At 38.7% G+C, this 14,413-nt stretch carries 14 protein-coding genes; 11 read left to right on the forward strand and 3 right to left on the reverse strand.

From position 1 onward, the window contains the following. Positions 1 to 143: 143 nt before the first annotated feature. Both QF044_RS04735 and QF044_RS04740 read right to left on the reverse strand, forming a co-directional pair. Entirely contained in the window at positions 144 to 713 is a 570-nt protein-coding gene (locus QF044_RS04735) for a Crp/Fnr family transcriptional regulator (RefSeq protein WP_307264262.1), read from the reverse strand. Between the two features lie 46 nt (positions 714 to 759). Next, positions 760 to 984, reverse strand: coding sequence for a DUF2798 domain-containing protein (locus tag QF044_RS04740; protein ID WP_307264263.1), 225 nt, complete (start codon positions 982 to 984; stop codon positions 760 to 762). A gap of 237 nt (positions 985 to 1,221) precedes the next feature. Here QF044_RS04740 and QF044_RS04745 point away from each other — a divergent pair, with 237 nt between their 5' ends. From QF044_RS04745 to QF044_RS04795, 11 genes are all read left to right on the forward strand, one after another. After that, positions 1,222 to 1,470, forward strand: a complete 249-nt coding sequence (locus QF044_RS04745; RefSeq protein WP_307264265.1) for a heavy-metal-associated domain-containing protein — start codon at positions 1,222 to 1,224, stop codon at positions 1,468 to 1,470. 178 nt (positions 1,471 to 1,648) lie between these two features. Next, positions 1,649 to 2,218, forward strand: a complete 570-nt coding sequence (locus QF044_RS04750) for an AraC family transcriptional regulator (RefSeq protein ID WP_307264270.1) — start codon at positions 1,649 to 1,651, stop codon at positions 2,216 to 2,218. Positions 2,219 to 2,514: 296 nt separating this feature from the next. Continuing rightward, positions 2,515 to 3,585: an efflux RND transporter periplasmic adaptor subunit gene (locus QF044_RS04755; protein ID WP_307264273.1), complete on the forward strand. Its 1,071-nt coding sequence runs from the start codon at positions 2,515 to 2,517 to the stop codon at positions 3,583 to 3,585. A gap of 21 nt (positions 3,586 to 3,606) precedes the next feature. Continuing rightward, entirely contained in the window at positions 3,607 to 6,711 is a 3,105-nt protein-coding gene (locus tag QF044_RS04760; RefSeq protein ID WP_307264276.1) for an efflux RND transporter permease subunit, read from the forward strand. 24 nt (positions 6,712 to 6,735) lie between these two features. Next, the gene (locus QF044_RS04765; protein ID WP_307264278.1) at positions 6,736 to 8,085 is read left to right on the forward strand and encodes a TolC family protein; all 1,350 of its coding nucleotides are present in this window, start codon (positions 6,736 to 6,738) and stop codon (positions 8,083 to 8,085) included. A 33-nt stretch (positions 8,086 to 8,118) separates the two neighbouring features. Next, the gene (locus QF044_RS04770) at positions 8,119 to 9,534 is read left to right on the forward strand and encodes an MFS transporter (protein WP_307264281.1); all 1,416 of its coding nucleotides are present in this window, start codon (positions 8,119 to 8,121) and stop codon (positions 9,532 to 9,534) included. Positions 9,535 to 9,559: 25 nt separating this feature from the next. Next, positions 9,560 to 10,126: a DUF2652 domain-containing protein gene (locus tag QF044_RS04775; protein ID WP_307264283.1), complete on the forward strand. Its 567-nt coding sequence runs from the start codon at positions 9,560 to 9,562 to the stop codon at positions 10,124 to 10,126. 140 nt (positions 10,127 to 10,266) lie between these two features. After that, entirely contained in the window at positions 10,267 to 10,485 is a 219-nt protein-coding gene (locus tag QF044_RS04780) for a heavy-metal-associated domain-containing protein (protein ID WP_307264285.1), read from the forward strand. Between the two features lie 9 nt (positions 10,486 to 10,494). Further along, the gene (locus QF044_RS04785; RefSeq protein ID WP_307264288.1) at positions 10,495 to 11,445 is read left to right on the forward strand and encodes a heavy metal-binding domain-containing protein; all 951 of its coding nucleotides are present in this window, start codon (positions 10,495 to 10,497) and stop codon (positions 11,443 to 11,445) included. A 41-nt stretch (positions 11,446 to 11,486) separates the two neighbouring features. Beyond that, complete coding sequence (locus tag QF044_RS04790) at positions 11,487 to 11,936, forward strand: GNAT family N-acetyltransferase (RefSeq protein WP_307264289.1); 450 nt, start codon at positions 11,487 to 11,489, stop codon at positions 11,934 to 11,936. A 515-nt stretch (positions 11,937 to 12,451) separates the two neighbouring features. After that, entirely contained in the window at positions 12,452 to 13,246 is a 795-nt protein-coding gene (locus QF044_RS04795) for a YwqG family protein (RefSeq protein WP_307264291.1), read from the forward strand. Positions 13,247 to 13,952: 706 nt separating this feature from the next. Here the strand turns inward: QF044_RS04795 and QF044_RS04800 are convergent. Further along, positions 13,953 to 14,366, reverse strand: coding sequence for a hypothetical protein (locus tag QF044_RS04800; RefSeq protein WP_307264293.1), 414 nt, complete (start codon positions 14,364 to 14,366; stop codon positions 13,953 to 13,955). Positions 14,367 to 14,413 lie beyond the last annotated feature (47 nt).

Below are 14,413 nucleotides of genomic sequence, written 5' to 3' on the forward strand. Positions count from 1 at the left end.
CACTGTCAGTTTTACGCTTGCCACCAACTCAAAATACACGCAATGCGTATTTTAAATAGTTTAAACAATAGTATGAATTTTATATTGTTGCGCAACGAGTAATCACCATCCCTTTGTCTGCAGAATTTCATTACGCTACAAATCTAACGTTTTGATTTCAGCCTACTCAAGGTCTCTTGCGAAATATTGAGATAAGTCGCTACGATTTTGTTTGGCAAACGTTGAACGATTTTTGGGTTGATGTCCAACAACTGTTTATATCGTTCCGTTGCATCGAGTGTCAAAAACGACATAAGCCTGTTGGTATTATTTACATAGGCGTTTTCTAAATAATGCCGATAAAATTTCTCCCACGAAGGAACGATTTCTAAGAGGTGATAGAAGTCTTTGTGTGATATATAAAGTAACGACGTTGGTTCTAACGCCTGAATGAATTCTAATGAAGGTTCCTTTGAGATAAAACTACACAGTGCCGTGGCAAAGTTATTTTCAAATGCCAGATATCGCGTCGCCTCTTGTCCGTCTTCGGTTATAAAAAATATACGTAAACAACCATTGCCAACGAAAAAAGTCCGTTGGCTGGTTTGTCCGTGAATAACCAAAAGTTCATTTTTTTCAACTTCCAACGGCTTGAAACAGGAAAGAATTTTGTCCATTTCCTCATCTGTCACCGTTATAATTCCTTTGATATAATTAGTAAGTTGCTCTTGCATTGTGGAAATTGGTAAACTTCAAATTTACAAAAATCAAATTCTTAGGTTATGATTTAGAGGTTGATTTTTCTGCCAATTTTCTTGCATTTGGAATAATGATAAATGCCGAAATGTAGGCGACAGGCAACATAACGCTCCAGGCTTTCAGGAATTTTAAAAACCAATCTTCTCCGAAACCATAATTACGCATCAGTCCTACAAACGCCATAATTAGTGTCATTGGGATTACAACAAACAATGTGTTGATGTACTTGAAATACTTTTTGTCCATTTTTTAAATTTTTGTTTAACATTTAAATTGATGGTGCAAAATTCTCCAAACAAAAAAACATAAAGATTGATGTACGTCAAAAAACGGATGGTGTCAAAAAATAAATCCCTTCTAAATTCCTTACCCAACCTCAAATACCATCACGCCAATCAGTAAATATCACAAATCAAATAAGTAATAGCGTAAAAAATAAGCGCAGAACAATGCGGAAATTTGTAGTACAAAAATTTATTTAAAATGAAAAATGTAGAATTGAGCATTCCAAATATGCAGAGTGCACATTGCCAGACAAGAGTAAATGGCGCAATCGCAGCTATTGAAGGTTTAAAAATTGAAAAATTAGAGGCTGGAAAATTATCCGTTGCTGTTGAAAGCGACGAAGTAAGAAAAGAGCTGGTAGAAACCATTGAAAAAGCGGGTTACAAAGTAGACGGTGACGATAGCGAAAAAGATTCAAGCCCTTCAGGCGAATGTTGTACTAACTAAAACTTTAATTTAATTTCAGGGATGCCGTATCAACAATACATTGCATCCCTGAAATTTTAAATACAGAATGATATTGCTGAAGAATTTAATCTCAATCTTTAAAGTAGAAAATGATTCAAGAAAAGTTAGGAACTAACGAATCCGAAATAAGTGCATAATAAAATATTTTTTTTAACCTATGAAACTATTAATCAAAGGAATGGTATGCAACAGGTGTATTTATTTTCTGTCTGAAGAATTTCCCAAGCTCGGTTTGGAAATTTCCGAAATACGCTTAGGGGTTGTAATTCTAAAAGAAACCGATACAACCATCGTTGATGATCAAGTGATCAGAACCATGCTTCAAAAGAACGGATTCGATTTGTTATACAATAAGGACCAAAAGATTATTGAATTGATTAAAACTGCCGTTGAAAAAGGGATTGATGAACAATTGGATACTGGCAAGCCTGTTAAATTTTCGGCATTTATCAGCAACGAATTGTATAAAGAATATGACTCGCTGAGTGCCTTATTTTCATCTTTGGAAGGACTAACGCTCGAAAAATTTATTATCTCAAAGAAGATAGAAAAAGTAATAGAGCTTTTAGTCTACACGGATCAGTCGCTGTCTGATATTGCTTATGCCTTAGGTTACGGAAGTCCGGCTTACCTATCCAATCAGTTAAAAAAGTACACCGGCTTTACCTCTTCCCACTATAAAAAGATAAGACGTGATAAGATGGCTATTACAACAAAAATCATATAAAAAACGTTCATAACGCCTAAAATTCTTTGCAGCCCGGTTTTCTGAAACTACCGGAATACAAATCAGCTTGCCAATCCCTGTTCGTCAAAAGGAACAGGGATTCTTTTATAAGTAATTTAATAATATGCATATACTGCTTAAAAGCCAAAAATAGCAAGCGTAAATATCACAACTCTTACCCGTAATAGTATCAAAAATACGGCAACCTCCACCAATACCTTTGTCCTTTAAAATTAATCATTTGTTACATCACTAAGCATAGCAACATGTTATACAAAATCATTAAACACAAGACCATGTTATACAAATCTACAAGACTAAGGTTAGGCATTTTAATACCGTTAATGGGCATCTTATTGATTGCCTGTGAGAACAAGTCGGAAAAAACGTCGAAAAAAACGGCAACCACTAACGCAGATGCCAGCAAATTACCGGTAGATATTATCATTGCTCAGGAAAAATTGCTCAATCATGAAGAAGCTATTGTGGGTACGATGATGTCTAATCGAGAAGTATCCATCGTCAGCGAAATTCCTCAAAAGATAACTAAAGTAGCCTTTAAAGATGGCGGCTACGTTACCCAAGGCGCTGTATTGTACACATTGAATGACACCGATATTAAATCCCGTTTAAAACAGGTTGGTGCTGAACTGGAATTGGCAAAACTCAACAAAGAGCGGATGAGTAATCTCTTGAAAACCGAAACCGTAAGACAGCAGGAATATGATGAAGCATTTACGCGTTTCCGTTCCTTGGTTGCACAGCAGGATTTGCTTCGTGTCGAACTTGCCAAAACGGTAATCCGGGCGCCATTTTCAGGGAAAATCGGAATTTCAAAAGTACATCTTGGTGCTTATGTTACCCCTGGTGCAGTACTGGTGATGTTGCAAGACCAAAGCAGTATCAAAATCAATTTCTCAGTTCCGGAAAAATACCTGCCTTTAATAAAAATGGGAGATAAAGTACGGTTTACTTCCGAGTTATCTGGCGAGGAGTATATAGCAACCATCAACGCCACCGAACCGGGACTTGACGCTCAAGGCAGGAGCTTGCAGGTGCAGGCATTGGCAAATAATACGGGTGGCCAATTTAGGCCAGGACTTTCTGCAAAAGTCTATTTCAGTGCTACCGATAAAGGTGCAAAAGGGATATTGGTACCAACCGAAGCGCTGGCTCCTGGCGCAAAAGGTTACACTGTTTTCATCATTAAAAATGGCGTAGCAAAACCTGCGGAAGTAACCATTAGCAAAAGGACAGAAACAGATGCAGTCATCACTTCTGGCATCGCTACCGGCGATAGCATTATTGTTTCAAACATGCTGCGCTTAGGAGATGGAATGCCTGTAAAAGCCGTTGTGTCCAAATAATTCATTTCAAATCTTAGCATTATGAGTATATCATCTTTAAGTATAAAAAAACCGGTTTTAGCCGGTGTATTTTCACTCCTGCTTATTATTTTGGGAATTGTGGGTTGGAAACAGTTAGGCGTTCGGGAATTTCCGCTAACAGAACCGCCCGTTATTTCGGTCATTACGTTCTATCCCGGTGCAAGCCCTGATGTGATTGCATCGAAGCTTACCCGCCCAATGGAAGAATCTATTGCCGAGGCCAACGGAATACGTACTATCTCTTCTGAATCCAGAGAACAGGTAAGTATTATTTCAGTAGAATTTAACCGTGAAGTGGATTTGGAAGATGCATTGAACGATGTAAGGGACAAAGTCGCCAAATCCCGTAAACAACTTCCTGGCGATGTAGACCCGCCAATTGTGCAAAAGGCATCTTCGCCAGACAATCTGGTGGCATTCCTCGAGGTGGAAAGTGACACCAAAGACATCAAAGAAGTAAGTCATCTCGCATCCACCGTCATCAAAGACAAAATGCAATCTATCCCGGGAATAAGCAATGTAGCCATTGTAGGCGAACACAAATACGCCATGCGCCTTCGCTTTGACCCGGCAAAACTTGCCGCTTATCAATTGACTCCTGCAGACATTCGCAAAGCCTTGACAAGAGAGAATATTGACTTGCCTGCTGGTCGTATAGAAGGAAGCAACAGTGAGCTGAGCATCCGTACGATGGGCCGCCTTACTTCGGTAAATGATTTTGAAGAAATGCTTATCAAGCAAGTGGGCAGTACGGTCATTCGCCTCAAAGATATTGGCTCTGCCGAATTGGGCGAAGAAAACGAACGCACCGCAATTATTAACGAAACTGGTGGGTTAAACCGTATTGGAATTGGTGTTGCTATTCAAATTCAAAGGGGTGCGAATGCCATTGAAGTGGTAGATGAATTTTACAAACGGTTAGAGCAGCTGCGCAAAGAAGTTCCTTCTGAATACCGTTTAATTGTCGGCTTCGACTATACCAGTTCTGTACGCGAATCTATCAAAGAGGTAGAAGAAACCCTGTTCATTGCTTTCGGACTGGTGGTATTGATTATTTTTCTATTTCTGAGGGATTGGCGCTCAACCATCATCCCGGTATTGGCGATTCCGGTATCCATCATTTCTGCATTTTTCATTATGTATGTGGCAGGTTTTTCCATCAATATTTTAACGCTGTTGGGATTGGTACTTGCGATTGGATTGGTGGTAGATGATGCCATTGTTGTACTGGAAAATATTTATAAAAAGATAGAAGAAGGCATGACGCCCATTCAGGCTGCGTTTAAAGGTTCCAAAGAAATCTATTTTGCGGTTATTTCCACTACCATTACGTTGGCAGCCGTTTTTCTTCCCATTGTTTTTATGGGCGGAATTAGTGGACAGCTTTTCAAGGAATTCGCCATCGTAGTATCGGGTTCGGTACTGATTTCGGCTTTGGTGGCTTTGACATTGACACCGATGTTGAGTGCTTATTTTCTAAAGAAAAAAGTAAGACCGAGTTGGTTTTACCGGGTTACTGAACCGTTTTTCGTGCGTTTAAATAACGGATATGCCCGTTTGCTTACCACATTTATGAAAGCGAGGTGGTTGGCCTGGGTATTCTTAGTGGGTACTACTGCGCTCATTTATTTTGTAGGCAAGGGACTTCCTTCAGAATTGGCACCTATTGAAGACCGTTCAAACATGAACCTCATCGCTGTTGCCCCGGAAGGTGTTTCTTTCGATTATATGAAAAAGCACATGACCGAAGTTGGTAAATATGTGAACGACTCTACCGATGGTTTATATCAAACCTATTCGATGGTCGCTATTTCCTTTATTCCTGCTCCGGCACCTGTGAATGTTGCGGTGCAAAGTATCTATCTCAAAGACCCTAAAGAAAGAAAACACAGCGTTCAGGACCTGTATAACCAATATGGCGCTGCGTCAGGGCAATTCAGAGGATTTCTTCTGTTTCCCTATCTGCCGCCAACTATTGGAAGCCGATATGGTGGTGGTATGCCGATACAGTTTGTATTGCAATCGCAAAACCTCGACAGTCTGACAGCAGTGCTTCCAAAATTCCTTGCTGCGGCACGCCAAAGCAAAAAGCTGATGTTTATTGATGCCGATTTAAAGATTAATAAACCAGAAGTAAAAATAAATATCGACCGTCAGAAAGCCGCCTTAATGGGTGTTTCAATGGAAGAAGTAGCGCACACTTTGCAACTCTCCTTCTCCGGGCAGCGTTACGGATATTTCTTGCGAAACGACCGTCAATATGAAGTAATTGGGCAATTAGATAGAACCTATAGAAATGATAAAAGTGACCTGAGTGCAATCTACGTCCGTTCGGCAACAGGCGAAATGATACCATTAAGCAATCTCATCACCACAGAAGAAGCCGTAAGTCCTGCCGCTATTTACCGATACGACCAATACACTTCTGCTACCGTATCGGCAGCAATGGCGCCTGGAGTGAGCCTTGCCGAAGGTATACAGGAAATCGAAAAAATAAAGAAAGAAGTTTTGGGTGAAACGTTCAAAGCATCCTTAGCTGGCCAGTCGAGAGATTATACCGAAAGCCAGGGCAATATCACCTTTACGCTTATCCTGGCATTGGTACTTATTTATATGATTTTGGCCGCACAGTTTGGCAATTTACGTGACCCGTTGACCATTATGCTTACCGTACCAATGGCGATAACCGGTGCTATTCTCAGCCTCTCGTGGTTTGGTCAGAGTTTAAATGTGTTCAGCCAAATTGGAATAATTACCCTGATAGGATTAATTACCAAAAACGGTATTCTTATCGTTGAATTTGCCAACCACCTTAAAAACACCGGACTTTCAAAACGGGAAGCAGCCATACAGGCAGCCGAGCAACGTTTCCGTCCTATTTTGATGACCTCTTTGGCGATGATTTTCGGAGCCTTACCGATTGCATTGACGGTTAACAGCCGTCAGTCGTTAGGGATTGTGATTGTAGGCGGATTAGCCTTCTCCGGAATATTAACCTTGTTCATTATCCCGGCAGTTTATTCTTATTTATCAAGCAAAAAAGCGGAAAAAGTAATTGTAGAGGATGATACCAAGGAAGAAAGCAGACCAGCCGAAGTAGTATGATTTTAAATTTTAATTAAGAAAAAAATGAAAAAGAATATCTCATATATAGTTACAATGCTTCTATTGATAAGCAGCGTAAATATAGTGTACGCACAGAAAAAAACGCTGTCTCTTACCGATGCTTTGGAAATGGCAAAACAAGGAAACAAAGCATTGCAGGTGCAGGTTTTGGAAGAAATTAATGCCAAAGAAAAAACCCGTGAAACCAAAGGTGCCTTACTGCCTACTATTTCGGCAAACCTTGGCTATTCCTATTATTTCGACAGGCAGGTTATATTTATGCCGGGTTCGTTTGCGGGCACCAATAAGCCGGTGCAGGACATCGCCGTTGGCGGAAAAAATATTTACAACGGGTTTGTATCACTCTATCAACCCATTTTTTCACCGGCTGCAAATCAGTTAACAAAGGCCTCAAAAATCACTGAAAAAATAGAAAATCAAAAGACCGCCGACTTGAAAAGTCAGGTTGCCCTTCAGGTTTCAACCCGCTATCTGGATATATTGATGATGAACAGCCAATTGGGTTTACTCGACCAAAGTCTGCAACGCAATATCAAGGCACTGCAAGATTCGCGGGCATTATTAGCGCAGGGAAAAGGCTTAAAAGCGGATACATTAAGGAGTTTTATTGCGGTAGAAAATTTAAAATCTTCTATTTCATATTTGAAGAACAATGTTGAGGTTTCGGGTATTGAATTAAAAAGATTGATTGGGTTGCAAGATATATCTGAATTAGAATTGACCGATAATCTTGAGCTGGGTCTTGAAGCCAACAAAAGCGAGTTTTATCAAGTTGATGAGGCATTCAAAATTGCAGAAGTCAATCGAAAAGATTTGAATATTCAAAAATTATCGATTGACCTTCAGCAAAAAAAATTAAAAGCTACGCAAGCCATGTTGTTACCACAGCTTTCTCTGGTTGGGCAATATCAGGTACAGGCACAGGCAGATGATATGAAGTTTGGGGAATATTCTTTACCAAGAACTTCCTTTCTAGGCTTGCAATTGACCGTACCGATTTTTAACGGCAACCGTACCAAATCTCAAATCAGCCAGGCAAAAATTAAAGCAGAACAAGAAGACATACGGTTGAACGATTTAAAAGACAAGGTTAAAACAGAACTGGCCACTATTATAAGCAAATGGAAAGAAGCCAATACACAAATGGACATTCAGGAAACCACCGTGCAATCGGCAGAACTGAACCACCACATGATGGAAGACCGTTTCAAAAATGGCTTAGGTTCAAGGCTTGAATTGACGGATGCAGAATTGGCGTTGACACAAGCCAAGATTAACTATCTCAATGCTGTATATAACCTGCGAATGCTTCACGTAGAACTGCAAAATGCGCTTGGTCTTTTAAACTTGTAATTATTCGTCAATAATTTAAAAAAATAAAAAAAAATGAAACAACCAATAGACAAACCTGCCCCATACAGCAAACGCTGGTCGGCACTTTTCTTACTTTGTACTGCACAGTTTATAGTAATTATGGACACCTCTATTATCGGGGTAGCTTTACCAGCAATAAAAGCAGATCTCGGGTATTCCCAAAGCGGCTTACAATGGATTTTTAATGCTTATGTTATTGCATTTGGCGGCTTTTTACTACTCGGCGGACGTTTGTCAGATTTGTTTGGCGCCCGCAAGGTTTTTATGTGGGGTTTTGTCATTCTTTCTGCCGCATCACTTCTGGCAGGTGTCGCTTGGTCAGAAGCAGCACTTAATGCCGGAAGAGCTTTGCAAGGCCTGGGTTCTGCATTGATTGCTCCGGCAGCACTTACTTTAGTCTTATCCAAATTTACCGACCCAAAAGAAATCAATAAAGCACTAGGCTTTTGGGGCGCTTCGGCAGCAGCGGGTGGTTCTGCAGGCGTTTTCCTTGGCGGGGCTATTACCGAATGGCTTTCCTGGCATTGGGTATTCCTCATTAATATTCCCATAGGACTTGCAGTGCTGTTTTATAGCAAAAAGCTGTTGTTTAAAGGCAGTACCCAAAAAGGAAAAGTGGATGTAGCAGGCGCAATTTTGGCAACAGCCGCGTTGGTGTTAGCAGTATATGGCATTGTATCAGCTGAAGGCGCCGGGTGGAAATCGCTTCAGACCATCGGATTGTTAGTCCTGTCCTTAGTATTGTTCATTATCTTCTTTGTTATCCAAAAGCATAAAAATGAACCCTTGGTTCCGCTAAGTATTTTCAAAGTTCCCAATCTTTCATCAGGTAATTTGGTAATGGCTTTACTGGCAGCGGCCTGGATACCTTTATGGTTTTTCCTCAACCTGTACCTGCAGCAAACGCTGAATTATTCTGCCTTCAATAGTGGATTGGCATTGTTGCCTATGACGATAGCGATTATGTTTTTGATGGTAGGTGTTACGGGCAAACTGGTAGCCAAATTCGGTTTCAAAACAAATCTTATAGCCGGGCTAATTACACTTGCCGCTTCACTTTTTCTGTTTAGCACCATTCCGGCTGATGGAACGTTCCTGGTCAATGTATTGCCCGCATCTTTGTTGGGAGCGCTGGGTATGTCGTTGGCTTATATTCCGGGTACGATTGCCTCGATGTCGGGTGCTAGACCCGAAGAAACAGGACTGGCTTCAGGATTGGTCAATACGAGTTATCAAGTGGGTTCGGCTTTGGGTCTGGCAATTATTGTTGCCATTTCTGCTGCAAAAACCAATGCGGTTAGAACAAAAGGAGCCGCTGATATGGTAGCGCTGAATGCAGGTTTTCAAACCGCCTTTTTCTCGGCAGCAGTTATCTGTGTAATTGCCGCAGTTATTGCTGCTTTTTCTGTAAAAACGCTCAAAAATTAACCCGTTGCATTTATCAATTTAGATTATGGAAGAAATTATTTCCCAAAATGAAACAGGAATGCTAATGATACCGGATATATCCGGATTTACAGATTTTGTTATTAATACCAATATGGTTATTGGGAAATACATAACTGAAAGTCTTCTGAAATCAATAATTGACAGCAACAACCTTTCATTTAAAGTTTCAGAGATTGAGGGAGATGCGGTATTGTTTTATAAATACCGCAAAATTCCCTCCTTTGACGATACAATAGCCCAGATTGTGGTAATGTACACGAATTTCAAAAAAGAGTTAGTCAGACTGTCATTGGAGCTTGCTATGGAAATCTCTCTATCCTTGAAAATTATCGTGCACTATGGAGCTTTTACCCAATATAAAATTGGAAAGTTTGAAAAACTTTATGGAGCAACAGTTGTAGAAGCGCATCAAATGCTCAAAAACCATATAGCGAAGTTTCCACCGTATGCTTTGTTTTCCGAAGCCTTTTTAAAAGCTAATTTCGAACACCCTGCCCAATCTACTATTGAATATGATAACTGCGACAAGTGTATTTATCTGGCTAAAATTGGATATATACATTACTTGTAATTTGAGACGACAGCTTCAATATCGGTAACAATACAAAATCTGCAATCAGTAAATCTTACAAATCATACCCCAAAAAACGCAAAAGAAATCGTGTTATTTGGCGCAACTTTGTATCAATAAATAATTTAAAATATATAAAAATGGAAAAAACGAATTTGCAATTCAAGACAAATATCAATTGCAGCAGCTGTGTGGCAAAAGTAACCCCTTTTTTAAATGATGCCGAAGGTATCGGGCAATGGGAAGTGGACACAGCCAATAGAGAAAAAATCCTCACCTTAAAATCTGAAGGAATTACTGAACAAAAAGTAATAGAAGCAGTTCAAAAAGCTGGTTTCAAAATTGAACCGATAAAATAATTCATAAAGATGAAAAAGGTAATCAATACATTGTTGGGCTTGTCAGTTTGCTTAGTCACTTTATCGGCCTGTAACAATGTAGAAAATAAAAAAAATAAAGATATGATGACTCACGAGCACACAGACAAAGAATGCGTTTACGCTTGCCCGATGCACCCGGAAGTAACCGGAAAACAGGGTGAAAAATGCCCTAAATGTGGAATGGATTTGAAAGCAGTTAATTCTGAAAATGCAGTTGCGTATGGGGTGCAATTAACTACTTCGCCACAAAATGTGGAAGCAGGAAAGCCAACTCAATTGATACTTACCGTAAAGCAAAACGAAAAAATAGTACCCCTGGATATTTCACACGAGATGAAATTACATTTAATGGTGGTAAGCGAAGATTTAAGCTGGTTCCGCCACATCCATCCGGAAGAGCAGACTGACGGTGCGTATGCGATTACTGAAACCTTCCCGACTGGTGGAAAATATCTGCTGTTTTCTGATTTTAAACCGAGCGGTGGCGAACAAACGTTGGACAAGCAGGAAATCGAAGTGCAAGGAAAAAGCAGTCCGGTTAATAATGACATTTCAACCAAATATATCTCAAAAGTTGATGGATATACTGTAACCCTTCTTAATGGAAGTGATTTTAAAACCAACAAAACTCAACACCTGGAAATTTCCATCGAAAAAGATGGAAAGAAGTTAATCGAAAAGGATTTGCAACAATATTTAGGCGCATCGGCCCATATCGTAATGATTGGCAAGGTGGGTAAAGAATTTTTGCATATTCATCCGGTATCTGACAGCCGTTTTCCAGTTTTTGCACAGACACAAATCGAAAAAGCGGGCGTTTACAGAATGTGGGCACAGTTTAAAATAGATGGGAAAGTGCATACAGCAGATTTTACCGTTGATGTAACCGAAGGAAAAAAAGATGAAAACGAAGAAAAGGCGCACGCTCATCAACACTAAAAGTTTAATTTTGGATGTTGAACAGTAATACAGCATTTTAAATGAGAATAATATCAGTTAGGCAAAATCCGGAATACAAAGAAAAAGCGATAAAGTACTTGCAAGAAAGTTGGTCAGAAATTTCTCCCATCATTTATGAAGATTGCATTTCAAACAGCATTCAGGCAATACAGTCTTTACCACAATGGTATCTACTGGAAAAAGAGGGAGAAATCATTGGCTGTGCAGGATTAATTACAAATGATTTCATCAGTAGAATGGATTTGTATCCTTGGGTTTGTGCGATTTACATTGATGAAAATCACAGAGGTAATTCTTATGGTTCATTACTTTTAGAAAAAGCAAAAGAAGACACAAAATTAGCTGGATTTAAACACTTGAACTTATGTACAGACCACATAGGTTATTATGAAAAATATGGATTTACCTACATCGGGCAAGGATATCATCCTTGGGAAGAGCAATCGCGAATTTATCAAATAGAAGTGTAAAAAATGGAGATGAATGAATTAGACAACCAACCTTGCGTTCTTTAAGCGAAAAACCATAAAGGTTTTGAGGTCGAATATGATGGCATCAAGTTTTATCATCCTAATTTTTGTCCTTTTGCTGATTTTATAAATCCATACAAAACCGCAACCGGAACTAAGCATACGCTCACTAACGAACAATTTTTTAAGATGGCAACGAACTAAATAATAATGACAAAGTTTGCACCTTTATTAAATATTTGTTATTGACAAATTCTCTAAATTTGTTTTGGAATGCATTCAGTTAAAGACCATCGTCAGTGACTTTAATGGTCCGTTTGTGAATTTGCTTGTTTTACTAGAATAGCCTGAAAAGTACGTTGAAACAACAGAATTAAGATTGTTAGTGATGTTACTAGCGGAGCATTAAAAAGTCAAATCTTCCTGAGATTTTTGCAATTAAGTCTACTAATGAACAAATTATTTAATCTGATTTTGTTCACGGTGTTACCATAAGGATTTTAAGATGTAAATTTATGCCAACTGTAGTAACAACAATAAAAGCATTAAACAGAATGATCCCAGAATTTTTAGATGAATTTAAAGATGAACTTGAAAAGTTCAAACTTGAAAGCATTAAAATAAATGCAATCTCAATCAGCGATAATGAAAGCCTAACTATTACACAAAGTAAATTTTCAGGGAAACCATATTTGCCGATTACCCGTGAATATCCAAAAGATAAACTGGGTAATCCTATGATACTCTTGGCGCAAATCAACTTTAAGGAAGTTCCACAGCTCGAAAATTATCCAACTGACGGCATTTTGCAATTTTTTGTTTCTGCAACAGAGTGGTATGATATGTCTGATTATAAAATTCTTTTTCATAAAACTATTGAAAATGAATATCAAACAGATTTTTCTTTCTTAACCGAAAAATTATATGAAGAAAGTCCAGTGTATTGTGAACATAAACTGACTTTCAAAAAAAATGTTGAATACGGAGGGTATCAAGATTTTAGATTTGATATGGATTTTCATGGTGAAAGTTATTATGAATTTCAAGAAAGGCTAACTCGCGAGCAGAAAGCTGAAATGGATGATATTCTTGATGGTATTGGACATAAAATTGGCGGATATGCCTATTTCACACAATCTGATGCAAGAGATTATAATGAAAAACAGAGAGACGATATTTTATTATTGCAAATAGATACCGATGAAGAGATTATGTTTGGTGACTCTGGGGTTGGAAATTTATTTATTAATCCGAAAAGCTTGAGAGAAAAGGATTTTGATAAGGCTTGGTTTCATTGGGATTGTTGCTAACCCAGGTTCAGGAAAGATGGACGAAGGTGTAATGTTCAATAGCAGTTTTTCAATTGAACTATTTGAAATCTTGAGATAGTAAAAAGCACCTCAGAAGGAAAAACTTCGGAAGAGAACGGCAAAAATATGGCAAAATATGTTGCTAAAGATATTACCTGAACAGAAGCTAAAGGTTTTCCTTACGGAACTTATATCGGACTGGAAAATATTACGGAAAATGTTTTCGTAAAATTGGAAAGCGAATGGATTGATTATAAATTCATGCCGGAAGATTATGCCAGCGAAGACAAAGTGGTTGATTTTGCAGCTTGAAAGATACTTAAGGCAGTCAAACAAAAGATTGCTAAAACAACAGAATGCTTTATTTTATGTTCATATTATTGCTTAAAATTTGATTGTATTCTTCCTCGCTTACAGGCTTTAACCAGACCGCTCCGATCTAACTTGCCTGTAGATTCCGCAACTTTTTTGTACCTGGTTTAATTCCCATAACAAATAGATTTAAAGATTAATGTAAACAGCATAAACCAATGCCAAATCAAACGGCGGAATTTGAATCGTTGACTAAACGTAAGTGTGTTGTTACCATTTGAAACCGGTAATATGGAAAGGGTAGTGGATCTGGTCTATCCCATTACTGGAGAAAAAATAACCCTACAAAAAACAATTGCAGGGTCATTTTAAAAATATTTAGAATAAAATATTTTTAAAATATGGTAACAATTTGTTGGGCAGGTGAAAGCAAAGTATTAGTAGCAGCAGTTCTACCTGATGGAGTGGGTCCCGAATTGAATGTAGGAGTACCAGGCTGTGTGCAGCCTCTTCCTAAATCAATTGATTCACCATTGGCAAATTCTATTGTAATACTCTGCCAATTAATAATAGATGTTATAGCATTTGGTATGGATGCCCCGGCACTTACGTTATATATTGCATCAGGAATACCTATATAGTGGGACATAATATCCCATTGATTTATGGGTGGAGTTTTTGACGCACTGGTATTCATAAGATCATAAGTAACAGTGGTGCCCGGTTGCATTGGGCCTGATGTCTCTCCATAAGCAATCGGATGGCAGTCATATGGCCATGTTGTTGGATCCGTGACTCTAATCTTCATTTTAGTAACAGCAACAGGGCTGAAATTATAAACTACCAACGGGTATT

This window comes from Chryseobacterium sp. W4I1 (assembly GCF_030816115.1).
Lineage (GTDB): Bacteria > Bacteroidota > Bacteroidia > Flavobacteriales > Weeksellaceae > Chryseobacterium.